The organism is Sorangium sp. So ce426, from assembly GCF_051475585.1.
GTDB classification, from domain to species: Bacteria; Myxococcota_A; Polyangia; order Polyangiales; family Polyangiaceae; genus Sorangium; species Sorangium cellulosum_B.
This window is the reverse complement of record NZ_CP150341.1, coordinates 11,561,196-11,584,748: the sequence shown is the minus strand read 5'-3', so window position 1 is coordinate 11,584,748 and position 23,553 is coordinate 11,561,196. Positions and strand designations below refer to the sequence as shown.

General features: G+C 69.8%; 15 protein-coding genes. 6 read left to right on the top strand and 9 right to left on the bottom strand.

Translation table 11 applies throughout. The features are described from left to right. Nucleotides 1-23 precede the first annotated feature (23 nt). Nucleotides 24-338 carry a hypothetical protein gene (locus WMF44_RS43520; protein ID WP_437295932.1) on the bottom strand — a complete coding sequence of 105 codons (315 nt, stop codon included), beginning with the start codon at nucleotides 336-338 and terminating at the stop codon, nucleotides 24-26. A gap of 203 nt (nucleotides 339-541) precedes the next feature. Between WMF44_RS43520 and WMF44_RS43515 the strand changes: the two genes are divergently transcribed. Genes WMF44_RS43515 through WMF44_RS43505 form a run of 3 tightly spaced genes read left to right on the top strand, consistent with a single transcriptional unit; the run spans nucleotide 542 to nucleotide 9,991 of the window. Next, entirely contained in the window at nucleotides 542-1,516 is a 975-nt protein-coding gene (locus WMF44_RS43515; RefSeq protein WP_437295931.1) for a diiron oxygenase, read from the top strand. A 40-nt stretch (nucleotides 1,517-1,556) separates the two neighbouring features. Continuing rightward, nucleotides 1,557-7,844: an amino acid adenylation domain-containing protein gene (locus WMF44_RS43510; RefSeq protein ID WP_437295930.1), complete on the top strand. Its 6,288-nt coding sequence runs from the start codon at nucleotides 1,557-1,559 to the stop codon at nucleotides 7,842-7,844. Then, on the top strand, nucleotides 7,841-9,991 hold the full coding sequence (locus WMF44_RS43505) for a phosphotransferase (RefSeq protein WP_437295929.1): 2,151 nt from the start codon (nucleotides 7,841-7,843) through the stop codon (nucleotides 9,989-9,991). Before WMF44_RS43510 ends, WMF44_RS43505 begins: the two co-directional genes overlap by 4 nt. A 41-nt stretch (nucleotides 9,992-10,032) precedes the next feature. Here WMF44_RS43505 and WMF44_RS43500 read toward each other — a convergent pair whose 3' ends face one another. The 7 genes from WMF44_RS43500 to WMF44_RS43470 form a co-directional block, all read right to left on the bottom strand. Continuing rightward, entirely contained in the window at nucleotides 10,033-11,565 is a 1,533-nt protein-coding gene (locus WMF44_RS43500) for a carbamoyltransferase C-terminal domain-containing protein (protein ID WP_437295928.1), read from the bottom strand. Then, complete coding sequence (locus WMF44_RS43495; RefSeq protein WP_437295927.1) at nucleotides 11,562-12,974, bottom strand: MBL fold metallo-hydrolase; 1,413 nt, start codon at nucleotides 12,972-12,974, stop codon at nucleotides 11,562-11,564. The genes WMF44_RS43500 and WMF44_RS43495 overlap by 4 nt, the downstream gene beginning before the upstream one ends. After that, nucleotides 12,971-15,238 (bottom strand): ABC transporter ATP-binding protein, encoded by a 2,268-nt coding sequence (locus WMF44_RS43490; protein WP_437295926.1) that lies wholly within the window; start codon nucleotides 15,236-15,238, stop codon nucleotides 12,971-12,973. The genes WMF44_RS43495 and WMF44_RS43490 overlap by 4 nt, the downstream gene beginning before the upstream one ends. 280 nt (nucleotides 15,239-15,518) lie before the next feature. Beyond that, nucleotides 15,519-15,647 carry a hypothetical protein gene (locus WMF44_RS43485; RefSeq protein WP_437295925.1) on the bottom strand — a complete coding sequence of 43 codons (129 nt, stop codon included), beginning with the start codon at nucleotides 15,645-15,647 and terminating at the stop codon, nucleotides 15,519-15,521. Between the two features lie 165 nt (nucleotides 15,648-15,812). Beyond that, on the bottom strand, nucleotides 15,813-17,603 hold the full coding sequence (locus tag WMF44_RS43480; protein WP_437295924.1) for an NAD(P)/FAD-dependent oxidoreductase: 1,791 nt from the start codon (nucleotides 17,601-17,603) through the stop codon (nucleotides 15,813-15,815). A gap of 48 nt (nucleotides 17,604-17,651) precedes the next feature. Continuing rightward, entirely contained in the window at nucleotides 17,652-18,779 is a 1,128-nt protein-coding gene (locus tag WMF44_RS43475; RefSeq protein WP_437295923.1) for a pyridoxal phosphate-dependent aminotransferase, read from the bottom strand. Nucleotides 18,780-19,021: 242 nt separating this feature from the next. Beyond that, nucleotides 19,022-19,828 (bottom strand): SDR family oxidoreductase, encoded by an 807-nt coding sequence (locus WMF44_RS43470; RefSeq protein ID WP_437295922.1) that lies wholly within the window; start codon nucleotides 19,826-19,828, stop codon nucleotides 19,022-19,024. Nucleotides 19,829-20,115: 287 nt separating this feature from the next. Here WMF44_RS43470 and WMF44_RS43465 point away from each other — a divergent pair, with 287 nt between their 5' ends. Next, the gene (locus tag WMF44_RS43465; RefSeq protein WP_437295921.1) at nucleotides 20,116-20,565 is read left to right on the top strand and encodes a hypothetical protein; all 450 of its coding nucleotides are present in this window, start codon (nucleotides 20,116-20,118) and stop codon (nucleotides 20,563-20,565) included. A gap of 186 nt (nucleotides 20,566-20,751) precedes the next feature. Here WMF44_RS43465 and WMF44_RS43460 read toward each other — a convergent pair whose 3' ends face one another. After that, nucleotides 20,752-21,477 carry a hypothetical protein gene (locus WMF44_RS43460; RefSeq protein WP_437295920.1) on the bottom strand — a complete coding sequence of 242 codons (726 nt, stop codon included), beginning with the start codon at nucleotides 21,475-21,477 and terminating at the stop codon, nucleotides 20,752-20,754. Between the two features lie 362 nt (nucleotides 21,478-21,839). On the opposite strand from WMF44_RS43460, the gene WMF44_RS43455 reads away from it, so the two are divergent. Both WMF44_RS43455 and WMF44_RS43450 read left to right on the top strand, forming a co-directional pair. Continuing rightward, the gene (locus tag WMF44_RS43455; protein WP_437295919.1) at nucleotides 21,840-22,046 is read left to right on the top strand and encodes a hypothetical protein; all 207 of its coding nucleotides are present in this window, start codon (nucleotides 21,840-21,842) and stop codon (nucleotides 22,044-22,046) included. Between the two features lie 76 nt (nucleotides 22,047-22,122). Beyond that, the gene (locus WMF44_RS43450) at nucleotides 22,123-23,538 is read left to right on the top strand and encodes a sugar porter family MFS transporter (protein WP_437295918.1); all 1,416 of its coding nucleotides are present in this window, start codon (nucleotides 22,123-22,125) and stop codon (nucleotides 23,536-23,538) included. The last annotated feature ends 15 nt before the right edge of the window (nucleotides 23,539-23,553 follow it).

The window sequence follows — 23,553 nt, the reverse complement described above, 5'->3', positions numbered from 1 at the left end:
TCGGGCTTTCGGTCTTCTGAGCTTCACGGTGACGAAGGTCGCGTCGCCCGCAGGTCGCGTGCGCGGAGCGGGATGCGTGCGCCGCTCGCCTCGAACGACTGCGGCCGGTGAACGCCCGCCTCCTCTTCCGTTTCCGCTTCCGCGAGGGTGACGCCCGCCGGCCCCTCGAAGTCCGACATCGCGTGGTTCCCGATGATCGGGCAGACGCACATCCTGAGCCGCGCTTCGTCGGCGCCGGCGTCGGCGTCGGCGTTCGCGGTGCGCTTCAGCCTGACGTGGTCGGGTGGCCGTTCGCCATGCTTGCCGCTCGCCCAGAGCCCCCCGAGCTGCTCGAACATGACGCGTGCTGCGTCGCGCCCTGACTGCGGCTCGTCGGAGCTCGGCGCCGACGAGCCTTGCACACGCAAGAGCCGTAAGACCGCAGATCCACGCTTGAGCGCCTGGAACACACGTGGTACAAACCCTTGTTTGCAACTTGTCGCGTTGCGAGGGGGGATGCGGGGGCGCGGAAGCGCGACGGAGCCAGGACCGGGGAGGGTGTATGGACCGCGAAATATTGGCTGCGAGCGCTCATTCGGTCATCGCGAGGTTCCTGACCCAGCATGGCGAGCGGTGGGCGAAGGACGCAGCGGTCAAAGGCGCAGAGCCGCCGCTGCAATCGCTCCTGGAGCCTGAAAAGCCCGACTTCGTCGAGCACCTGCTCCCTTTCCGCGAGCATCCCGCCTATCAAGACCTCGACGACGAGACCAAGCGTCGCATCCTCACGTGCGGCTGGCTCATTTACAACGAGCGCATCGTCCGCGTCGAGACCGACATCGTGAGCGTCGCCTGCAACGACGCCATCGCGGGTCGCCTGCCCGGCGCTCGCACGGGCGCAGCTCGCGAGTCCATGGCCCAGGCCCTCGTCGACGAGGCGTACCACACGCTGCTCGTCGTGCGGGCCTGCCGCGTGACGAGAGAGCAACGTGGCCTCGGCGACCTCGAGATCCCGCTGGTGAGCGTCGTCCGCCGAATGCACGAGTATCAGGCGGCGTGCGACGAGCCCTGGAAACGCGATCTCGTCCAGCTCATGAGCGGAGTCGCGGTGGAGATGTCGATCAGCAGGTATCTCTCGTTGCTCTCCAACGCCACGGACATCCAGGCATTCAACCGCGTCGTGACGGCCCTGCATCGCCAGGACGAGTCAGGGCACGTGGCCCTCTTCGCGGAGCTCGCCCGCGAGGTGTTCACGGCGCTGGACTCGAGGAAGAGGGACTACGTGCGCGAGGTCCTGCCGATGCCGTGGCTCTGGTTCGCGGAGGGTGAGCTGGATATCTGGCGATCGGTCCTGCGCCAGATCGGCTTTGCTCGCGGAGAGGCGATGATGAACGATTGCGTCGCCGAGAAGTCGATGAAGGCAGGGCCGCGCGCGCTCGCCGACGCGCAGCGCTTCGCGGACTCGCTCGGCATCGACGGCGTGGCGTGGGATCGCGCCGCCGTGATGGCGGAGCGCGCCTCGCGGGGCGACGGTCAATGAGCGCGGCGCCGCGGCCCTCGTCGACGGCGGAAGGACGAGGATGAAGGATCCGCGCGAGGTCGGACCGAGCCCGCGGATCGAGCTCGATGCGCGGCCGCAAGAGGACGTCGTCGATCTCTTCTCCATCCAGGCGCGTCGCAGCGGCGATCGTATCGCCATCTCGACCGGCGATCGGCACATCACGTATCGCGAGCTCGAGGAGCGCGCCGAAGCCACGCGGCGACGGCTGGAGTCGTTCGGGTTGCCGGACGAAGCGCCCGTGGCCGTGCTCGCCGAACGATCGCCGGAGGGGCTGATCGGGACGCTGGCGGTCCTCGCGTCCGGATACGCCTATGTTCCCATCGACCCTGCTTATCCAGCGGATCGCGTTCAGTACATGCTCTCCGACAGCGGAGCCTCGATCGTCTGCGCCGCGGCGAGCAGCCGATCGCGCGCCCCCCGGGGCGTCGAGATCGTCGAGATCGCCGGTGGTGACACGCCATCGGGCCCGCTGCTGCGTCGCCCGCTGCATCGATCGAACGCGCCCGCTGCGCCGCGCTTGCTCGCGTACATCATCTACACCTCCGGCTCGACGGGGCGCCCCAAGGGGGTGATGGTGGAGCACGGAGGGCTGCTGAATCTGGTCCTCGATCACGTGAAGGCCTTCGACGTCACACAGGACGACAGGCTCCTCCTGGTCACCTCGCTCTCTTTCGACGCGTCCATGTTTCAGCTCTTCACGGCGTGGGCCACCGGCGCCTGCGTGCTCGTACCTCCGGACGAGCTCATCGCCGATCCAGAGGCGATGACGCGCTGGATCAACGCCCAAGGGGCGACGCTGCTATCGATGCCACCTGCATACCTGAACACGCTCGGCAGGAGGCCCATGCCTACGTTGCGTCTCGTCAACACCGGAGGAGACGCGGCGATCGTCGAGGACGCGCTCCACTACGCGCGCGTCTGTCGATACTTCAGCACGTATGGGCCGACCGAGGCGACGATCTGCACGTCATACTACGAGGTCCGCGACGGTGAGCAGCTCCCCGAAGGCGTCCCGCTGGGACGACCCGTCCAGAACGCCTCGATGCTCATCGTCGATCCGGATGGCAGCGTCTGTCCGCCCGGGCGCGTCGGCGAGATCTGGATCGCCGGCGCCGGCGTCGGGAGGGGTTACCTGAACCGCCCCGATCTGACGGAGGCGCGGTTCGTGCCTCATCCGACGCTCGCTGGCCAGCGCGCCTATCGCACGGGCGACCTGGGATATCGCCGCCCTGATGGCGTGTTCGTCTTCAAGGGGCGCGTCGATCGACAGGTGAAGGTGCGGGGCTTCCGTGTGGAGCCCGAAGAGATCGAGCACGTGCTCCAATCGTTCGACGGTGTGTCGCGCGCGGTGGTGGTGCCGGTTGGCGACGACGCGCGCTCGCGCCGGCTCATCGCGTGCGTGCTCGGCGGCGCCAGCCTCGATCCTTCGGCGCTCCGGCGCGCGCTCGCGCGCGAGCTGCCCGCGCACATGATCCCGAGCCGCATCATCGTCGTCGACGAGCTGCCGCGGACGCCCAACGGCAAGATCGATCTGGAGCGCATCCAGGCGCTGGACGCGCAGCGCGCGGCGCGCGTGGAGCGGCCTGCGACGCCCGTCGAGGCGGCGCTGCTCGCGCTGGTCGAAGAGGTCCTGGGCGCCCCCGCCGACCTCGAGGGCGATTTCATCAGCGCCGGCGGCGACAGCCTCACGGCCGGTCGTCTCATCGTGGAGCTGCGCGCGCGCCTCGGCCGAGAAATCCCGGTGAGGGCGCTCCTCGGCGGCGCCACGCTGCGCGACGTCGCGGGGGCGCTCTCGCAGAGCGCCTCGACGGACGTCGAGGTCCCGCAGGTCCCGCCGGCGCCGTGGTACCCCGCGTCGAACGCGGAGCGACGCTTGTGGCTGCTCGACAGGGCCGCGGGCGGGCTCTCGGCGTACAACATCTGTCACGCCTGGTGGCTCGACGGCGAGCTCGACGAGCTCGCGCTGCGGCGCGCGCTGGAGAGCGTCGTCGCGCGCCACGATGCGCTGCGCACGCGGTTCGCGCTGCGCGGCACGGAGCTCTCGCAGATCGTCGATCCCGAGCCGCGCGTCGACTGGTGCTGCGAAGACGGGGCGGGAGAGATCGAAGGAGAGGCGTTCGCCGCGCGCGCCTCGAGGCATGTGTTCGATCTGTCCGCCGGCCCTCTGGTGCGCGCGTCGCTGCTGCGCGCAGGGCCGAGGCGCCGCCTGTTCGTGCTCAACATCCACCATATCGTGTGTGATGGGTGGTCGATGGGCGTCATCGCGCGCGAGCTGCAGGACGATTATCACGCGCTCCGGAATGGAACGACGCCCTCGCTCACGCCGGCGTCGCTCCAGCTCAAAGACTTCACCGCATGGTGCCGGCGTCGCGTCGACGGCCCGGAGGGGCGCGCCGCGGCCGAGTACTGGCGATCCCAGCTCGGCGCTGGCGGCGGCCCGCGCGCGCTGGAGCTCGCCACCGATCGCCCGCGCCCGCCCCAGCTCTCGTACGCCGGGCGCGTCACCACGAGGCGCACCTCGCCCGAACAGGCGCGGCGCCTCATGCAGCTCGCCCAGCGCTGCGGCACGACGCTCTTCACCGTGCTCACCGCGCTCGTGAAGGTGCTCTTGTTCCGTGAGACGCGGCAGAGCGACATCGCCGTGGGAGCGCCGCTGGCGGTGCGCGACCACGCGGCGCTCCGCGAGCAGATCGGCTTCTATGTAAACACTGTCGTCCTGCGATCGTACGTCGACGGCGCGAAGGGCTTCGTCGAGCTCGTCGAGCAGCTCCTCGCGGCGTGCATCGAGGCGCAAGCGCACGCCATCTTCCCCTTCGACCGCGTCGTCGACGAGCTGCGACCGCCGCGCGATCCGTCGCGTGCCCCCTTCTTCGACGTGATGGTCGCCCTGCAGCGCGAGGACGACCGGACGCTCGCGCTCGACGGCATCTCCTGCGCACGCATCGACGTCCCGACTGGCACGAGCAAATTCGATCTCAGCTTCGACTTCGTGCAGTCCGACGACGGCTTGCTCATCGAGGTCGAATTCGCGACGGATCTGTTCGATGTCGATCGTGTCGAGCGCCTCACCGCCCGTCTTCTCCGGCTGATGGACGAGGTTCACCGCGATCCGACGATCCCGCTGAGCAGCTTGCCGCTCCTCCCGCCGGCGGAGCTCGCCACGATTCGCGCGCTCTCCCGGGGACCCGTGCTGCCGAGCGACGAGCCGGGCGATCTCCTCGCGCGTTTTCGAGCGGTCCTATCGACGGATCCGCTTCGAACGGCCATCGTCTGCGGAGACCAGCGCCTCGGGTATGCGGAGCTGGCTGGCTGGTCGTGTCGTATCGCGCGGTGCATCGAGGCGCGGCGGGGCGCGCCGATCGACGCGGGCGGCCCCGTCGCGGTGATGCTTGAACGCTCTGCGGCCTTCTTCGCCGTCGTGCTCGGCGTCCTGAGCATCGGCCGCGCCTACGTCCCCATCGATCCCGGGCTGCCGCCCGAGCGCGTGCGCCTCTCGCTCGACGAGTGTGCGGCCGCGGTGATCGTCACGCGCGCCGCGCTCGCCGCGGAGATCGGGATCGACACGATCACGATCCTGGACCCCTTCGCGCTGCCGGCGGCGGAGGGCGAGGTCGCCCTCGCCGCCCTCCGCGAGCCGGGGGCCGATGCGCTCGCCTATGCGATAACCACCTCAGGCTCGACAGGGCAGCCGAAGGCGGTCGGCGTCACGCGTGGAAACCTCTGGAACGCGATCGAGATGTGGCGCCACGATTATCGCCTCGATCGGCCGGTGGTCCTGCAGCTAGCGAGCTTCTGCTTCGACGTCTCCGTGGGGGACCTGGGGCGCTCGCTCCTCGCGGGCGGTACGTTGATCGTCGCCACCGACGACGAGCGGGTGAGCCCGGCCGCGCTCGTCCGGCTGATCGAGAGATACTCCGTCGATTTCGTCGAGATGACGCCCCTGATCGCCAACGCGCTCCGGCGTCACCTGGAGAGCGTCGACCAGCGATTGCCGTTCCTCCGCCTGCTCGTCGTGGGATCCGATACGTGGCGATTCAGCGATCATCACGCGCTTCGAGCCCGGATCCACGCGGACACCCGGCTCATCAACAGCTACGGCACGACGGAGACGACCATCGACAGCGCGTATTACGAGCCCGACGCGGAGTCGCGTCTCGATGAGACGGTGACAAACGGCCCTGTTCCCATCGGGCGACCGATGGCGAACGTGGAGATCCTGATACTGGACGCAGACCGGCAGCTCGTCGGCGTGGGCACGCCGGGCGAGATCCATATCGCCGGTCCGTCGGTGGCAGCGGGGTACCTCGGCCGTCCGGAGCTCACCGCCGAGCGTTTCGCGTCGAACCCTCTCCGCGCCGGCGACCGGATGTACCGAACGGGCGATCGTGGGGCATGGCGCGCCGATGGCAACATCGTCCTCCTCGGCCGCGCCGATCGGCAGACGAAGATTCGAGGTTACCGGGTCGAGCTCGAAGAGATCGAGCGGGTGATCGCGCTGCACCGGGGCGTGAGCGCGGCGGTGGTGCTCGTGATCGGGAGCGGCGCCGATGCCGAGCTCTCGGCCTTCGTGGTCGGACCGACCGCCGCCGAACTCCCGGACATCGAGGCATCGGCGCGGGCTCGCCTGCCCCATTTCATGGTCCCGGGTCGCTGGGTGGTGCTCGATGCGCTCCCGGCGAACGCGAGCGGCAAGGTGGATCGCAATGTGCTCGCGGCGATGGTCCGGGTCGAGCGTCGCCGCGAGGCGGCGGCCGCCCCGCGCACGCTCCTCGAGCAGGTCTTGCTGGACGCGTGGACGGTCGTGCTCGACGCGACGACGGAGATAGGCATCTTCGACTCCTTCTTCAGCGTGGGAGGCAACTCGATCCAGGTGATCCAGCTCGTGCTCCAGCTTCGCGAGCGCGGCGTGCGGGTGAGCGCCGCGCAGATCTTCCGCCATCCGACGATCGCCAGCTGCGCGGCCCACCTCGAGGGAGGCCGGAGCGACGAGCAGCGCCTCGACCCGCTGGCCGTGGAGGTGGACGAGGGGGCGCGCCGGCTCCTCGCGCGCGATGGGGATCTCGACTTCTACCCCGCCGTGGCGATGCAATCGCTGATGCTCGACGCAGGTCGCGCCCACGCCTCGGAAGACGCTGTTTATCACGGCTTCACCGTCTGGGAGCTCGAAGACCCCGAGCTCGACGTGGGCGCGCTGCGCGCCGCGATCCGGCGGCAGCTCGCGCGGCAGACCGCGCTCCGTGTGGCGTTCGCGCGAGGTCCCGACGGGCGCTGGCATCAGCGCGTGCGACCGGTCGACGCGGTCGTCATCGAGCAGCACGATCTGTCGCAGCTCGCGGGCGATGCGCAAGATCACGCGGTCGAGGAGATCACGCGGCGTACGATGGCGCGGGCCTTCGATTTCGATGCCGGCGAGCCCGCGTGCCGCGTGATGCTCCTCCGCAGGCGCGGCGACGCGTGCGCGCTCGTCATGGTCACCCACCACGCCGTCGATGACGGCTGGGGGGCCGTGGCGTTCGAGAACGCGGTGTGGTCGGACTACGCGGATCTACGCGCGGGCAAGCAGCTCCCTGATCCCGCGCCGCTCTCGGCGGCGCGGCAGCTCGTCGCGCTGGAGGCCGAGCGCCTGCGCGACGGCGCCGCGCGTGCTTACTGGTCGGAGGTCGCCAGGCGGCTGCCGCCGCGGCCGTACCCTGCGCCCGCGCCTGCCGCCGAGCCTGGACCGCGCTTCTCGGAGCTCTCGCGCGTGCTGCCTGCGGGCTCGTTCGTCGTCGATGCGAGCGCCTCGGTCAAGGCGATCTGCTTGAGCGCTGTTTTGCGGGCGCTCGCCGAGGACGCGAAGACCGACGTCGGCAGCGCGTGGGTCGTCACCAACGGCCGCTCGGAGCGCCTCGACGCCGCGCTCGAGGCCGCTGGGCTCTTCTGGACGCTCGTGCCCGTCGTGGCGCCGATCGGCGATCGCGCCGCCACCGCGGCCGCCGTCGACCAAGAGCTCCGCGAGGGCGAGCGCCGCGGGGCCTGGCTCTATCCGGATCTGTTCGCCGACGGCGGGGCCCGTGGTTTCCCTGTCTGCTTCAACTTCACGCACTTTCACCACGAGCGACAGCCGCCCGGCACGCTCCGCGTCCGGTCGCGCCGCGCGCGCAACGTGTGGCATTTCGCGCTGACGCTGACGGCGTCGGTCGATGCCCGATCCCGCGACGTGACGCTCCATGCGGCCTACGACGCGTGGGTGCTGTCGCGCCCGAAGGTCGCTGCGCTGCTGGAGCGGGTGGGGTGTAATCTGTCGATTTCGGGAGGTATCGTATGACGACCGTCGTGAGGTCGCTGCTTTCAGCCGACGAGGTGGCGCGCCGCGTTCAGGAGGAATACCCGCTCGAAGGCGCTCTTCGCGCGCGGCTCATGGCCGTCGGCGATAACGATACCTATCTCGTGGAGACGCCGAGCTCGCGCTATGTGTGTCGCCTGTACGTCACTCGCCCCGAGCGGGCGCGCAGCGCGCACCTGTTCGAGCTGAGCTGGGTCCGGCACCTCGCGGAGCGGGGCGTGCTCGTGTCCGCGCCGCTGACGTGCCGGGACGGCAGCTTGCTGGGGACCGTCGACGCGCCCGAGGGACCGCGCGATCTCGCGCTCTTCACGTGGGCGGACGGCGCCGAGGCCGACTGGTCGCGGGGCGATCGCCTCGCGCGGTATGGGCAGTGCATCGGCGAGATGCACCTGGCCACGCGGGGGTTCGAGACCGACCACGCACGCCCCGCGCTGGGGGTCGAGCTCCTCGTCACGAGGCCGATGGAGCGGATCGACGCGCACCTGCGCTCGCTCGGGCTCTCGCATGAGCTCGCGTGGATCGAGCAGCTGGCGAAGCGCGTCCAGCGTCGGCTGGAATCGTTGCCGCAAGATCATGCCTACGGCGTCATCCACGGGGACTGCAATGGTGAGAATCACCACGTCCTCGACGACGGCCGGGCCGTGTTCTTCGACATGGACCTCTGCGGCCCCGGGTGGTTCGCCTACGACCTCGCCGTGTATCTCTGGATCCTGCGGCGGAAGGGCGTCCCGCCGGCGGAGGCGATGGCGCGAGGCAGCGACCTGATCGCCGGCTACCGTCGCGCGCGAGAGCTCGAAGCCTGGGAGCTCGAAGCGCTGGACGATCTCGTCCTCGCGCGGCACCTGTGGGTGATGGGCGAGCACGTCGCCGATATTCCGTGCCTGGGGGCGCTCCGCGTCGGTCCCGACTACTGGCGGGCCGGGGTCGAGATGCTCGGCGGCTGGCTCCGAGAGCCCCTCGCGCCGGCGATCATCGCGTCGTCGAGGGAGAAGCGCGCATGGACGAGCGCCGGCGAGCGCGTGGTGGACGCGCGCGCGTCGCGCGCCGACGACGCCGCGCGCGCGTTCCGGTCCGAGGGCTACGTGATCCTCGACGACGTCTTCTCGACCGCCTTCGTCGACGAGCTGCGGCATGATTTCGCCGCGCTGCTGGAGGCCAAGGTCGCGCGCTACGGGCTCGTCCCTGCGGGGCGCGGGGAGCACGTCGAGCGGAACGACGGCGTGCTGAACCATTTCCGACCGGAAGGCGGGAATCACGACATCAACCGCTGGAATATGCACCTTCCGTCCCGGCGCCCCTTCCTGAACCCGGAGCTGATCGACAATGCACAGATCACCGGCGTCATCGACGCGCTGATGGGGCCCGACTGGGTGTATTACTTGATGGCGTCGGACACACCTTATCCCGACTCGGGATATCAGACGGCTCACCAGGATTTCACGCGATTCAGCGTCGCGATCAACATTCCGCTCGTCGACGTCACGGCGGACAACGGCCCGATGGAGGTCTGGCCCGGCACGCACCGCCTCGCGCGCGACGGCGGCCTGGCTCCGTTCTCCACCGACCCGCTCGCCCTCGGGGCGCAGGCGTTGCAGAGCGTGGTGCGCGAGAACGTCCCTCGCAGGCTGCTGATGCAGCGTGGCTCGGTGCTGATCCGTGATCACCGGCTGGTGCACCGCGGCACGCCGAACCTGACCCGCACCCCGCGTCACACGCTCTCGCTGTATTGTGTCGCGCCCACGGCCGTGCCGTTCCGGTTGCTCGCAGATCTGGGCGCCGTGGCAGCGTTGAAGGTGAGGCGCCTCGGCCGAGGGCACGGCGCGGCGGTCGAGCACCGCCGCCTGTTCGAGCTGGGATCGGTGCTGGGGCGCACGGTCGAAGAGTGCAGCATGAGCGATCGTGACTACCGGCGCCCCATCCCTGAGCAGCTATGGAGCCAGCTCAGCCCAGCCGCCCAGCGTCGCCTCCGTTTCGCGCGCGTCAGCGGGAGGAGCGGGCTGCTCGGCGCGGGCAGCCTCGCGGGATCTCGCCATCTGCTCGTCCACTGGGCGGAGGTCGTCACCGACGCGGCGATGCGCAAAGCCGATCTCCCCCGCGTGCCCGATTACTACCATGAGCACCGCACGTGAGCATGGCTTGTGTCCTCCTGAGCGCCTGAGCCCCCGCTCCGTCAATCGACCTTGGACAGCGCGTCGTTTCCCATGAATATCGCGTCGATGTCGACCGCGGCGAAGAGATCGCGGCACTGCGCCTCCGATGAGAAGATCGGGCTGCCGCCGCCGTTGAGCGATGTGTTGAGGAGCATCGGCAGGCCGGTTCGGCGGTGGAACGCCTCCAGCAGCGCGCGGTAGTGCGCCGGCGCATCAGCGCCGACCGTCTGGATCCGGCTCGTCCCGTCCTTGTGGACGACGGACGGGATCTCGGCTCTACGATCGGCGCGCACCGCCACCGAGCGCAGCATGTAGCGGCTCTCGCCCTCCAGCTCGAACCAGTCGGACGTGTGCTCGAGCAGAACGCTGGCGCCGTACGGCCGCCACGGCTCCCGGTGCTTCACGCGCGCGTTGAGGTGATCCTTCCCGTCGTGAAGCCGGGGGTCCATCAAGATCGAGCGCGCGCCGAGCGCGCGCGGCCCGACCTCGCCGCGCCCCTGAAACCATCCGATGATGTGACCGCGGGCCAGCAGCTCGGCGGCACGCTCGATGGTCGCGGCGGTCGGCGCCGACGCGGCCTCGTCGTCTTGCCAGTAAGGGAACCCGTCGGTCGAAAAGCGCGGCAACCCGAGCTGGATGCGGAGGAGCTCCAGACATCCCAGCGACAGCCCTCCGTCGTACGAGTGCGGCGGTACGCTGATGTGCGGGAAGCGACGGAACAGCTCCTCATTGATCACCACGTTCTGCGCGCAGCCGCCCGCATAGGCGATCTCCATGTCTCGCCGCGCGAACCGCGAGAAGTGGTCGACCGTGTGCAGCGCCATGAGGTGATGAACGGTCGTGAGCCAGCCTCGGAAGCTCGGGTTGTCGAACGAGAAGAAACCAGGCGTCTCCGCGGGGGGCCGGCCGCGCCAGGGGATGACGTCGACGGCGTCATACCAGCGCTCGCCTAGCCCGTCGAGGTCGACGGAGGCGACGAAGTCGTGGTCGATCTCGCCGTACGCCTGTGCGCCCATCACCTTTCCGGCGAGGTCGTTCTCATTGCCCGGAGTCGCGCGGAGCTCCATCAGCTCTCCGATCCTCTCGAGCAATCGACCGAAGGATCGCGTCGGGTTCTGGTGCACGAGCTCGGGCCTGAGCGACCCCGGACGGGCGATCACGGTCTTGCGCGCCTCGTGGTCGCCGCGCCCGTCGATGGCGAACCCGAGCTCGACCTGCGCGGTGTCGACCACGGGCCAGCTGCTCAGCACGTGGGCGTAGTGATGATCGACGCAGAAGGTCCGCGCGTCGCCGAACGCAGGCACCGGGAGGACCTCCTTCCAGAACTGCCCGAGCTCGCACGAGCCGAGCTGGTTGCGGTTCCCGTCGGAGAAGGCGATGGCGTCCACCGCCGGGATGCCCCAGCGCGCGCACGTCTCGCGCACGAACGAGAGCGCCGCCTGGTGATGCTTGATGCCGGTGATTCGCTCCGATTTCGCGTAGCGCAGCTCCCCGTCCGCCCAGAGGGACAGGTTGCTGTCGTGGAGCCCGACGTAGATGCCGAGGAGTCTCATGAGTCACCTTTCGAAGCGGCGCGAGGCGGCGGGGAGGGATGGAATCGGAGAGGGCACGCGCCCCGTCCGGAGGAGAGCGGGCGAGCGCTCGACCAGCGGGCCAACTCCAGCGCCAGGACGGCCTCCCGGAGCTCGCTGGACGGGAATCGAACGCGCAGCGGATCGGCCGTCGGTTCGTCGCTGGGCATCAAGGAGAAGCGCCGATAGAAGCCACCCATGATGGCGTAATCCCATGTGCGGGTCCGGGAGATGAGCCCTCGCAGGGCCGATGCGGTGATGAGCGAGCACATCGTCGCGTGGGGGCTCGTTCCTCGCGCGACGCGCGGCCGCCCCGGGGTGAAATCGACGAGCCAGCTCAGGCGCTCCTCGGGGAACACCACGTCGATTTGCTGCAGCTCCCGCCGCTCGCGATGCGGGCGCCACAAGGTCGGATCGGCCGACTCCAGAAAGCGCGGGAGATCGACCCCGAGCTCCTGCTCCACCGCGCGCCGGAGCTCGGCGGCGGGGAGCGCGTCGGGGTTCGGATCGACGAGGCGGCCGTCGAAGTCGACGGGTACGAAGCGGAGCTCGCCCCCGGCGGGCGCGAGCGACGCCACGAAGGGCGAGTGGCCGCGGAGCACGCGCGTCGACCCGGAAGAGATCTCGATGACGTCGCCGGGATCCATCGGGTGCGCCGCCACCGTGCCCGATTGAAAGCTGCGCTCGACATCGGCGCAGAACCGCTCGCGCGAGACGGGGAAGACGACGCGATTCAACCACGCGGACGCGCCGCGATAGCGAAAGCCGTTCGACCCCGGGACGACCGCGCGCGGCGCGATCCGCGCGATGTGGGCGAGCAGCTCGGCGTAGGGCCGGCTCGGGAAGTCGATGGGCGTGTTCCACTGGAAGCTGACCTCGTGCATGGGCTGCCATGCCGCGAAGAGCACGTCGATCCACGGCACGGCGGACCTCACGGCCTCGATCGTGGGCGCGTCCAGGTTCGTATCGACCACGTTCCAGCAGGTGCCGGTGGGATCGTTCACGACGAGCCCGAACTCCTCGAGGGGCGCTCGGGAGGCCGTCGTGAGGAGCCGCGTCGACCCTGCCGAGAACGAGGTGAGCGGCGCGAGCGCGACCACATCGGAGAAGCCGAGCGCGCTCACCGCCTGCTGGACGAGCGGATCGCGCGGGATGACGACGGTCACGTCGCGCGGCAGATGCGACAGGCTACGCACGTCGAGGTGATCGAGGTGGCGATGCGAGATGACGAGGAGGTCGAACGGCGGCACCCGCTCGTGCGCGACCTCCCGGGGCGGGTGGACGTCGAACAAGCCTTCTTGATGAGGGTCCCAGAGCACTGGGTCCATCAGGATGCGACAATCTTCGGTCTCGATGAAGATCGAGGCGTGGCCGATGAGCGTGATCTTCATGTGTCCAGGCCCTCGGGCGGCGCGCCGCCGGCATCGGCTTTCCGCATCTGGAGCGCCCAGTAGGTCGCGTAGCGGCCGCGGGAGGCGAGCAGCTCCTCGTGGGATCCCGACTCGACGATGCGACCGCTCTCCATCACATGGATGGCGTCGGCGTGGCGAACGGCGGACAGACGGTGCGCGATGATCACGACGCTGCTCCCTTCGAGCGTCGCGGTCAGCGAGCGGAGCAGCTCGGCCTCGGTCACCGCGTCGAGCGCCGCGGTGACCTCATCGAGGATGACGATGGGCTTGCGATCGAGGAGCGCTCGCGCGATACCGATGCGCTGGCGCTGTCCGCCGGAGAGCTTCTGACCCTGCTCACCGACGTGCGTGTCGTATCCCTCGGGGAGCGCGGAGATGAACTCGTGTGCCCCCGCGGCGCGCGCCGCGCGGACGACGGCGTCCATCCCCGCGCCGCGCCTCCCGAAGACGATGTTCTCCCCGATGGTCCCGTTGAAGAGGAAGATCTCCTGTCCGACGTACGCGATGCAGCGACGCACATCACCGCGCCTCAGCGCGCTGACGTCTTGCTCGTCGAGGAGAATGCGGCCCGCGCCGGGCTCGTAGAAGCGGAGCAAGAGCTTGGCGATCGTGCTCTTTCCGGCGCCCGTCGTGCCGACGAAGGCGGCCGTCCGACCGGCCGGAATGGTCACCGAGACGTCCTGGAGGATGGGCACGTCGGCCCGGTACGCGAAGCGCACCGATTCGAAGCGGATCGCCCCGCGCACCTCGTCGGCGGCCAGCGGGCGCCCAGCGTCGCGATCCTCGCGTGGCGCATCGAACGCCTCGAAGACCCGGTTGACCGACGCGAGCGTCGACAGAATATGCGGGAAGTCGCGCGCGACGCTGAGCATCGGGAGGGCGAGCGAGGTGCTGAGAATGACCAGCGTGACGTAGGTGCCTGGGCTGATCTGCCCTCTCGAGGCGTGGAAACCCGCCGCGACCGCGGTGACCATCCGGAGCCCGTTGGCGGCCGCGAGCACGGCCGGGTTGTACGAGGTCAGGAGGCGGACCGCTTCGTCTTGCTCGTCGCGGAGCCGCGCGCTCGCCTCCTCGACCCACTTGCGCGCCGAGCGCTCCGCCGCGAAGGCGCGGATCGTCGAGATGCCGTCGACGTTCCCTGCGAGCACGCCGCTGAGGACGCCGACCTGCCGCCGCAGCTCGGCGAACTTCGGCCGGATGCGCCTCTCCAGCGTCTGGGCGAACCAGAGCAGCCCCGGCATCGGGACGCTGGCGAGGCCGACGAAGCCAGGATTGATGAGGAAGAAGCCGACCGTGCTGCAGCTCGCGTAGGCGATCTCGTTCCACACGGCCCACGTCGAAGAGAAGAGCAGCTCGATGCGGTTGATGTCCTCGCTCAGGAGCGTCAGGTGGTTGCCGCGGCTCGCGTCGGCGAGCTGGTCCATCTCGAGGCTCTGGACGTGCTCGTAAAGGGTCAACCGCAGATCGTGGATGACGCGGTGGGCCGCGCGCATCCAGAGGAGCTTCGAGTAGTACTCTGCGACCGAGCAGCCGGCGATCAGCGCCACGGAGGCAGCCCCCAGCTTCAGCAGATTGGGCGGCCGGGACCGAACCGGACGACCGAAGAGCATCACGCGGTCGCGGGCGATCATCGAGTCGGTGAGCGTGCCGACGAGCGCGACATAGCTGACCTGCATCGCCCGCGCGGCGACGGTCAGCGCCATCGACGCCTGGAGCGTCCGGTGGTGCGGCCGCGAGAGCGCGAGGAGCTCGCGGAGCGCATGATCGCGCTCCTTGCGCGTGGTCTCGGCGGTGTCGTCGCCCTTGTTGCGCGCCGCCGCGGCGACGGTCCCGACGAACGTCCCGAGGCCCGCGAGGACGGCGGTACGCGGGAAGATCCGGGCCGCGGCCTTGGTCGCATAGGCGGTCGCCGCGATGCCTGCGCCGATCAGGACAGTCCTGAGCGAGCCGGCCGGCGAGGATCGCGCGTTGGACCCGGCATCCTGCGACGGCGCCCCATCGGCGCTCGCGCGCAGCGCCGCCTCGATCTGCTCGCGCGCCTCCTCGGCGGAGAACCTGCTCGGGTATTTCACGCGGACGCGCCCTGTCCAGGCGCTCGCGTGCGCGTGGGTCAGCGGCGGACATCGGCGCAGCGAGGACTCGATGCGCCGCGCGAGGTCGGAGTTTCGCCACAGCCCAGGAACATCCCAGGTGCTCTCTCCAGGCCTCACGAAGTACGCCTTGACCGCATGGACCTTCGACAATCAAACGCTCCGTTCGAGTCTGGAGGATCTGCGCGAGAACGAATGCCTGCGAGGGCGACGCGCGCGCGCGGCGTCGGCGACGCGGGAGAGACCCCAGGTGCGCCGCGGCCCGCGAGCCTCGCCCACACCTCGGACCTCCATGACGATTCGCTGGCCGACGCGGAGGGTCGACGTTGCCGGAGCGTCGCGTTCGCCGTAGCCGATCGAGCGACGACCGAGCGCGCGCCTCGCCGACACGGCTACGGCGCCGCTGCGGTCGTGGTGACCGGCCTCGTCGCCGTCAATCGTCGCTCGTCGACTTCACCGCCGGCTTGGCAGCGTCGGTCCTCCGTTCCTCGTCGAGATCCCGCTTCGCGTCCTCGACCTTCTCGACGATCGAGCGGAACGCCTTCTTCGCCGCTTTCTTCACGTGACGCCTCGATGCCAGCGCCGTCAGACCACCTGCGATGAAAACAACCAAAGGTCCCATGTCATCTGCTCCTCTGCGTTGGGCTCGACGTCGGGGTGCCGTACATGACGTTCCCCAGCGTCGAGTGTTGATCTCCTAGCGGCGCGTCCGCGGCGTCGCAGCGCTTCACGCGTTCGCGCCCGCCTCGACGCCGTGTTGCGCCGGCGTCGCCACGATCTCCATCATCCCGGCGACGAGCAGCTGATCGACCAGCAGGAGCTCGCTCGGCGAGAGCTCTGCCTTGAGATCACCGTAGCGGCGCGGCTGGCGAAGGCGATCCACGAGCTGCGTCGCGGATCGAGCGCCCAGGATCCGGACGTCGTCGTCGTCCCCTTCGAGGGAAAACCGCACGCAAGGGCTGGGCGCGCCGAACCGGGGGGCGACCTCGTGCGCGTGCTCGTCGGGCGCATCCCAGTAGGGGCCGTGCGCGAACGCCCTCGGTCGCGGATCCTGGCGATCACCGGCGACCTCTACGAATGGATGCTCGAGCGTGATGCTCCGGCGCGCGACGACGCGGTGGTCGAGGCGGACGACGGTCTCGTCGGTCGGCCTCATGCGCTCCACCACCGCCATGGTCTGCCGCCACGCGCCGCTCTCGCGCAGCGCCTCGACGTCGTTGGTGCCTTTGCTGATGACCTGCAGCAGGTCGTCGTCGAGCGTGCCATTGACGAGGTGGTGGAAGGTGGCGCTGCGGAACTCGAACGTCGGCCGCGCCCCGCGCTCGCGCCAGTAAACGCTGTTCGGGTGTGCGTGCGCGATCTCGTTATACCACTGGTCGATCGCCAGCGCGAAGCCCTGCCCCTGCTTCCGGAGCATCTGATCGTAATCGCGCCAGAGATCCGCCCGCGTCGCGTCGTCGAAGGAGGCGTCGAAGGCGGCCTTCACGAGCACCGCCGCGGCGGCCGCGTGGTGCATGGCGAAGTGGACACCCGACGAGAAGAGCGGATCGACGAAGAACGCCGCGTCGCCGATCCGGATCTCCCGGTGAGACCAGCTGCACATCCAGGAGCTGATGCGTGAATAGTTCGTCGCTGTGCGGAAGTCGTCCGAGATGAGCTCGGCCTCCTGCACGAGCTCGCCCAGGAACGGCACGCGCCGCGCGGTCTCCATGAAGACGGAAGAGGACTTGTAATCGCGTTTGTCCTTCAGCGCGCGCGGGTCGGTCACCAGGCCGAGCGAATGGACGACCTCCCGCTTGCCGTTCACCGTCATCGGGATCGGGATGTACCAGAACCAGCCGTCCTCGAAGGCGAAGCTGCCGATCGGCGAGACATTGGGCTCCCGGAAGATGTTCCACTCGCCCGGCAGCGTCTGTGCGAGCCGCCCACCCCGGATGTAGTTCCAGATCGCGATGTTACGGTACGTGGACAAGAACTCGCGTGGTCCGGTGATGGAGCTTATGCTGTACCGACCCGAGGCGTTGACGAGCAGCCGGCACCGCGTCGTGCCCTTCGCGCCGAGGTCGATCTCGGTATAACCGTCGTGACGCTTCAGCGCCTCGACCGGGGCTTCTTCGAATACAGCGACGCCGCACGCCTTCGCGTGCTGCAGGACGACGTCGTCGAACTCCGCGCGATTGACGTGGAACGCCCAGCGGCGGTGGCCGTCTTGCTCGAAGGCCTTGTGCTCGAAGAAGGTCGCCCAGGGCCGAACCGCATCCCACGAGTAATATCCGCCCGCCTTCCTGACCCAGCAATCGCTCGCGAGGACGCGCTGCAAGGCGCCGCTCTCCTGGAGGGCCGAGATGACCGAAGGCACGAGAGACTCACCGATGTGTTCACGCGGGAAACGGTCGGCTTCGAAGATCGCTATCGAGAGCGAGGTCTCGCGCTTCAGGCGCGCGGCGAGCGTGGCGCCAGCAGGGCCCCCGCCGATGATCGCGACATCATAGATCTCATCGATGTACGAGTTGTTCAACGGTCTGGCTCCTCGTGCTGCCATCGAGTCGTGCTCAATGAGGTACGGTCACACTTCTCGGGGATTGAAGCGCCGGTCGGCGACGGGCGCCAGCGCGCGAGGAAAGGCGTCGAGCAGCCGATCGTTCTCGCTCGGCTCGCCGATCGTGATCCGGACGTGCCCGCGGAGCCGTCCGCTGTGGTCGTCGAGGTTGCAGACGGCGATGCTCTGCTTCGCGAGCTCCGCCACGAACGCGGTGGCGTCGCAGGGCAAACGGACCAAGAGGAAGCTCGCATCGGTCGGGTAAGGCGTCACGCCGGGCAGCGCCCGCAGCGCTTCAGCCACGCGATGCCGCTCGCGGATCAGCTGATGCACGCCCGCCGCCAGCGTCGGTGCGAGATCGGAGAGCGCCAGCCGGGCCGCCTCCTGCGAGAGCGCGCTCACGTTGAACGGAAGCCGCGCCTTGTCGACCTCGCGCCGCAGCTCGGGGTGCAGTCGAATCCAGCCCACGCGGACACCAGCGAGCCCGATCTTCGACAGGCTGCCGAGGACGGCGACGTTGGGATAACGCTCGCACCAACCCGTCAAGCTATGGCCGGCGAACGGGCCATAGACCTCGTCGATCACGTGGAGCGCGCCCGGATCGCTCTCGATGACGGCGCGCAGCCGCTCCTCCGTGAAGCAGTTGCCCGTCGGATTGTTCGGCCTCGAGTAGAAGACCAGGCTCGGTCGGTACCGTTCGAGCGCCTCGAGCATCGGCTGCGTGTCCAGGTCCCACGCTTCGTCGAGGGGAACGTCGATCGTCTCCACGCCGAAGGCGGACGTGATCGTGCGGTACATGAAGAAGGTCGGCGCGGGGCAAACCACGCAGGGCGGGCTGGGCGGCCTGCGTGGTCGCGTCAGCGCCTTTGCGAGGAGCTCGACAGCCTGATCCGATCCTGCCGTCAGGATCAGCTCATCTGCGGTGCAGCCGAGTCGCGCCGCGAGGGCCTCGCGGACGGCGCTGGATTGCGGATCGGGGTAGCGCCGGAGCGCGAGCCCTGCGAGCTGCTCTGCGAGGTGGCGGCGCGCATCGCTGGTGAGCGGCACAGGACCTTCATTGAGATCCAGCCGCACCGTGGCACCGCTCGCGGGCAACGAGATGGCCCGGAGGCGAGCGATCCTCTCGTGCAGCAGATGCAGCGGCGGCTTGAGCATTCACCCCCCGTCCACGAGCGCGTCCCGCAGGGCGGAGCGCTCATCGCTACGTGCGGACGGCACTCTAGCCGCTGTGCTCATGTCATGGAAGCGGAATCGGCGCCGACCGGTGAGCCGCGGCCGCGCACCCCGATGGGGTGCTCACCTCGCCGCCCACGCCGCGCCTCTCGTGAACGATTGTCATGCTCCGTTGAGCTGGCGGATGTAGCGTGAAAATCGAGCCGGCGTGCGCGCCGCGCGCCTCAGCTCCTCTTGACGGCGAAGCCGGCGAACGCCTGCATCACGGGCATCAGCTCCAGCCGGTTCACGTTGACGTGCTCCGGGAGCATCGCGCACCACACGACGGACTCGGCAATGTCCTCGGCCGAGAGCGGCTTCACGCCGCGGTACACGGCGGCGGCCTTCTCCTGGTCTCCCTTGAAGCGCACCACCGAGAACTCCGTCTCCGCCATGCCGGGCTCGATGTCCGTGACGCGCACCCGGCTGCCGAGGATGTCGGAGCGCAGGTTCAGCGAGAACTGCGCGACGAACGCCTTGCACGCGCCGTAGACGTTGCTCCCGGGGTACGGCGTCTCCGCGGCGACCGAGCCGATGTTGATGATGTGCCCGCGGTCGCGCGCCACCATGCCGGGCAGCAGCGCCCGGGTGCAGTAAAGCAAGCCTTTGACGTTGGTGTCGATCATCTCCTCCCAGTCGTCCAGGTTCGCCTGGTGCGCCGGCGACAGCCCGAGCGCGCCGCCTGCGTTGTTGACAAGCACGGTCACCTCGGAGAACTCGGGCGGGAGCTCGGCGATGGCCCTGTCGACCGCGCCGCGGTCGCGGACGTCCAGCCGGATCAGGTGGATCGCCGGCGCGCGCGCGCCAGCCGGGCCGGCGATGCGGCTGTCCGAGAGCTCCGCCGCGAGCGCCTCCAGGCGCTCGTAGCGGCGGGCAGCGAGGACGAGGCGCGCGCCCAGGCCGGCGAAGCGTCGGGCGATGGCGGCGCCGAAGCCGGAGGAGGCACCGGTGATGAAGACGATGGGAGGCTGAGCAGTCGTTGTGGCACTCATTGCGATGTCCTGGGCGGAGCTATATCAGCTGTGCGCGCGCCGAGCGACCTCCGGCGCCCTCGGGCCGCGCGTCCGGGCCGCCGGACATCCCCCTGGAACACCGCGGTGGCGCGGTCGTGGATGCGCTCGTCTCTCCGCCATCCGCCGATGCACATCCCACCTCGGCACGACGCTTGCTCAAATTACCACGTTGCGGCCGAGAGGCTGTGGCACCGGCCAGCCCGGACGCGACGCCCGACGGGGACAGCGGGGCCGCCGTGAAGCAGAGAGGCGATCGAGGTGGCGATATGAAGCACGTTGACATGGGACGACGGATCGGCGGCCGGCTGGGGCTCACGCTCGGTCTTCTCGCGAGCATGGCGCTCGCGGGCTGCGGCGGCCCGAGCGAGCAAACCATCAAGGGCACGCGGCTCGCGCCCGGCGCCGATGCGCACATCACCGCCGACATCGACTCCGACGCCGCGACCACACGGCTGCTGGTGAACGTCGTTCACCTCTCGCCGCCCGAGCGGATCGAGGCCGGCAGCACGCACTTCGTCGTCTGGCAGCGCCCGAGCTCCGCGTCCCCGTGGCGACGGGTCGGAGTGCTCGACTACAACGCTGAAAACCGGAGAGGCAAGCTGGCCGGGATGACCGTGCCGCACGCCGACTTCGAGCTGCTCATCACCGTCGAGAAGGAGAGCAGCCCTCGATCCCCATCGTCTGCCGCCGTCATCGGGCCGACATCGGTCGGGTAGCCAGCAGCCCCAGCCCCCAGCCTCGACGGCCTTCTACATCAAGCCTGCGCGCGCCTCCAGCGACAGCCAGCGACCCGATGCGAAGCACATCCATGTCGAGGCCAGGTCGATCCAGAAGCGCGCGGGGCCATGACACGCGCATGGAGAGGGAGAGGCCGCTCGCGGCCTCCTCTGCGAGGCCCGGGCTCAGCGCCGGAGCGCCGCCGCCGCGCGCCCCGAGACGGCCGATCCGCTCGTGACGATCGCCAACCCCAGCGCGAGCAGGGAGACGAGCGTGAGCACCAGGGGATGGATGCCGACCAGCGCCAGGATGCCGAGCACGACCGTTCCGGCGCCGACGAGCGACTGCAAGCCGGCGGCGGCCATCGCCGCCTGACGAGCGACGTGGGCGAGGTGCTGGTGCGCGCCGCGCACGTCGAGCGCGCCGAGGTCCGCGGTCGTACCGCCGCTGAGCAGCAGCGCGCCGCCAAAGATGATCACCGCGACCGACGTCAGCGCCCCGGGGGCGAGCCCGAGGAGCGCGAGGATGCCGAGCACGATGCCCGCCGCGCCGCCGACGAGCTCCGCGCCCATGCCGCCGCCGAGCTCGGCGCGCGTGTCCCACTCGACGGGCGCCGTGGTGCGCGTCAAGGCGCCGAAGCGCGAGGCGATCGCGCCCCCGTGCGCGATCAGCGCGGCGCCGAAGACGATCGTGGCGATCGAGGTGAGCTCTCCCGGCATGAACCCCGTCAGCCCGAGGATCGCGAGGACGATCGTCCCCGCGCCGCACACCACCTCGGCGAGCGAGCCGCCGAGCACGATCCGCGGCGCCTCCCGCTCCTCCTCCGCCCTGCGCCGCGCGCCCGATATCGGCGCGATCGGGCTCTCCTGCTGTGTAAACCGTTCACGTTCCTCGGGTCCTGGCATCTGCATGATTCCCCCATCCTGAGGCGTGGCCTCGCCGCGGCTACACGCCTCTGGCTTGCATGTTCTGCGCCCCGCAGCAGGTCGTCGAGGCGATCCGGGTCCACGGGCTCATCGGTCTCTCGCCGCATGTCGAACGGGCCGGAGCGCTGCTCGATCGTCGCGGCCGATGGATGACAGCGAGGCGTCGCGTCACCATGTTCCCTCGCGGTCCTCGGGCAGCGCAGACCTCATGCGCTGTCGAAAGGAGCAGCGGCGAACGCCAGGCGAGCGAGCAGGCGAGTGGCGCCGGCCGCCGGCCCGAACAGCCGCGCGGGAGCGCCCGTGAACGAACGCTCGTCCGAGGTACATGGCCAGCGTCAGGAGGAGATATGAGCATGCTGCATCTCGAGCTCAGCGAGCGCGAAGCGGATGACACAAGGACGGCCCTCTCGACCCGGCTCGTGGGGATGCGAGACGAGCTGGTCCACACCGACGATCGAGCGTACCGGGCGGACCTGAAGGCGACGATCGAGCGGCTCGAGGTGGTGCTCGGCCGCCTCGAAGCGATCGTGGCGGCGCCGGCGGCGGCGCCGTAGCTGGTCATGCCCGTGCTCATCGACGACGCGCACGCGCCGGGGCGGCCGGCGGCACGGTTCGTGGTTCACCGGGGGCATGGCAGAGCCCGCGGCGCGGCAGGGGGATGAACGCGGCGAGGAGCCCCTCTCGACGGTGCGGATCGCCCTGATCGCGTCCGTCGCCGCGCTGGGCGGCTTCCTGTTCGGGTTCGACACCGCCGTGATCAACGGCGCCGTCGGGGCGCTGGAGAGGGCATTCACAGCGCACCCGGGGACCGTGGGCCTGTCCGTGTCCTCGGCGCTGCTCGGCGCGGCTGCCGGCGCGGTGCTCGCGGGCAGGCTGGCCGACCGTTACGGCCGGACGCGGACGATGATCGCGACCTCCTTGCTGTTCGTCGTCAGCGCGGCGGGCTCGGGGGCGGCGATCTCGCCCTGGGACTTCAGCGCGTGGCGGGTGCTCGGCGGCGTGGCCATCGGCGCGGCCAGCGTCGTCGCTCCCGCCTACATCGCGGAGATCGCGCCGGCCCACCTGCGCGGCCGCCTCGGATCGCTCCAGCAGCTCGCGATCGTGCTCGGCATCTTCGCCGCCCTGCTCGGCGATTACGCCATCGCGACGTCCGCGGGCTCGGCGACGAGCCCGTTCTGGCTCGGGGCACAGGCCTGGCGATGGATGTTCTGGAGCGCCATCCCACCCGCGCTCCTCTACGGGCTCGGCGCGCTGCTGATCCCGGAGTCTCCGCGCCACCTCGTGGCGAGGGGGCGTGTGGACGAGGCGCTCGCCGTGCTCCGTGGCCTCCTCGGCGCGTCAGCAAAGGCGAAGCTCGTCGAGATCCAGAGGACGCTCTCGTCCGAGCGCCGGCCCAGGCTCGCGGATCTGCGCGGGCGCGCTGGGCTGCTCCGCATCGTCTGGATCGGCATCGGCCTCTCGGCGTTCCAGCAGCTCGTGGGCATCAACGTCATCTTCTATTACTCGAGCGTCCTCTGGCAGGCGGTCGGGTTCTCGGAGCGAAGCTCGCTCGCCATCACGGTCATCACCGGCGTCACGAACATCGTGACAACGCTCGTCGCCATCGCGACCGTCGACCGCGTCGGGCGCCGGCCGCTGCTCATCGCGGGATCCATCGGCATGACGCTGACGCTCGGCGCCATGGCGGCCGTGTTCGGCGCCGCGGGCGAGGACGCCGCGGGCAACCCCGTCCTGACGGGCGCCGCCGGCCCCGCCGCGCTGCTCGCCGCCAACCTGTATGTCTTCTGCTTCGGGGCGTCCTGGGGGCCGGTGACCTGGGTGCTGCTCGGCGAGATGTTCGAGAACCGCATCCGCGCCCTCGCCCTCTCGATCGCGGCCGCCGCGCAATGGCTGGCGAACTTCCTCGTGAGCGCGACCTTCCCCGCGCTCAAGGCGGCCGGCCTGGGCATCGCCTACGGGCTCTACACCGCCGCCGCGGCGGCCTCGCTGGTGTTCGTCGTCGCCTTCATCCCCGAGACGAAGGGCAAGGAGCTCGAGGAGATGTGATGTGCGCCCGCCCGG

Coding starts and splice junctions, on each gene's coding strand:
- WMF44_RS43520 (WP_437295932.1), bottom strand. CDS start 338: ATGTTCGAGCAGCTCGGGGGGCTCTGGGCGAGCGGCAAGCATGGCGAA.
- WMF44_RS43515 (WP_437295931.1), top strand. CDS start 542: ATGGACCGCGAAATATTGGCTGCGAGCGCTCATTCGGTCATCGCGAGG.
- WMF44_RS43510 (WP_437295930.1), top strand. CDS start 1,557: ATGAAGGATCCGCGCGAGGTCGGACCGAGCCCGCGGATCGAGCTCGAT.
- WMF44_RS43505 (WP_437295929.1), top strand. CDS start 7,841: ATGACGACCGTCGTGAGGTCGCTGCTTTCAGCCGACGAGGTGGCGCGC.
- WMF44_RS43500 (WP_437295928.1), bottom strand. CDS start 11,565: ATGAGACTCCTCGGCATCTACGTCGGGCTCCACGACAGCAACCTGTCC.
- WMF44_RS43495 (WP_437295927.1), bottom strand. CDS start 12,974: ATGAAGATCACGCTCATCGGCCACGCCTCGATCTTCATCGAGACCGAA.
- WMF44_RS43475 (WP_437295923.1), bottom strand. CDS start 18,779: ATGCTCAAGCCGCCGCTGCATCTGCTGCACGAGAGGATCGCTCGCCTC.
- WMF44_RS43470 (WP_437295922.1), bottom strand. CDS start 19,828: ATGAGTGCCACAACGACTGCTCAGCCTCCCATCGTCTTCATCACCGGT.
- WMF44_RS43465 (WP_437295921.1), top strand. CDS start 20,116: ATGAAGCACGTTGACATGGGACGACGGATCGGCGGCCGGCTGGGGCTC.
- WMF44_RS43460 (WP_437295920.1), bottom strand. CDS start 21,477: ATGCAGATGCCAGGACCCGAGGAACGTGAACGGTTTACACAGCAGGAG.
- WMF44_RS43455 (WP_437295919.1), top strand. CDS start 21,840: ATGAGCATGCTGCATCTCGAGCTCAGCGAGCGCGAAGCGGATGACACA.
- WMF44_RS43450 (WP_437295918.1), top strand. CDS start 22,123: ATGGCAGAGCCCGCGGCGCGGCAGGGGGATGAACGCGGCGAGGAGCCC.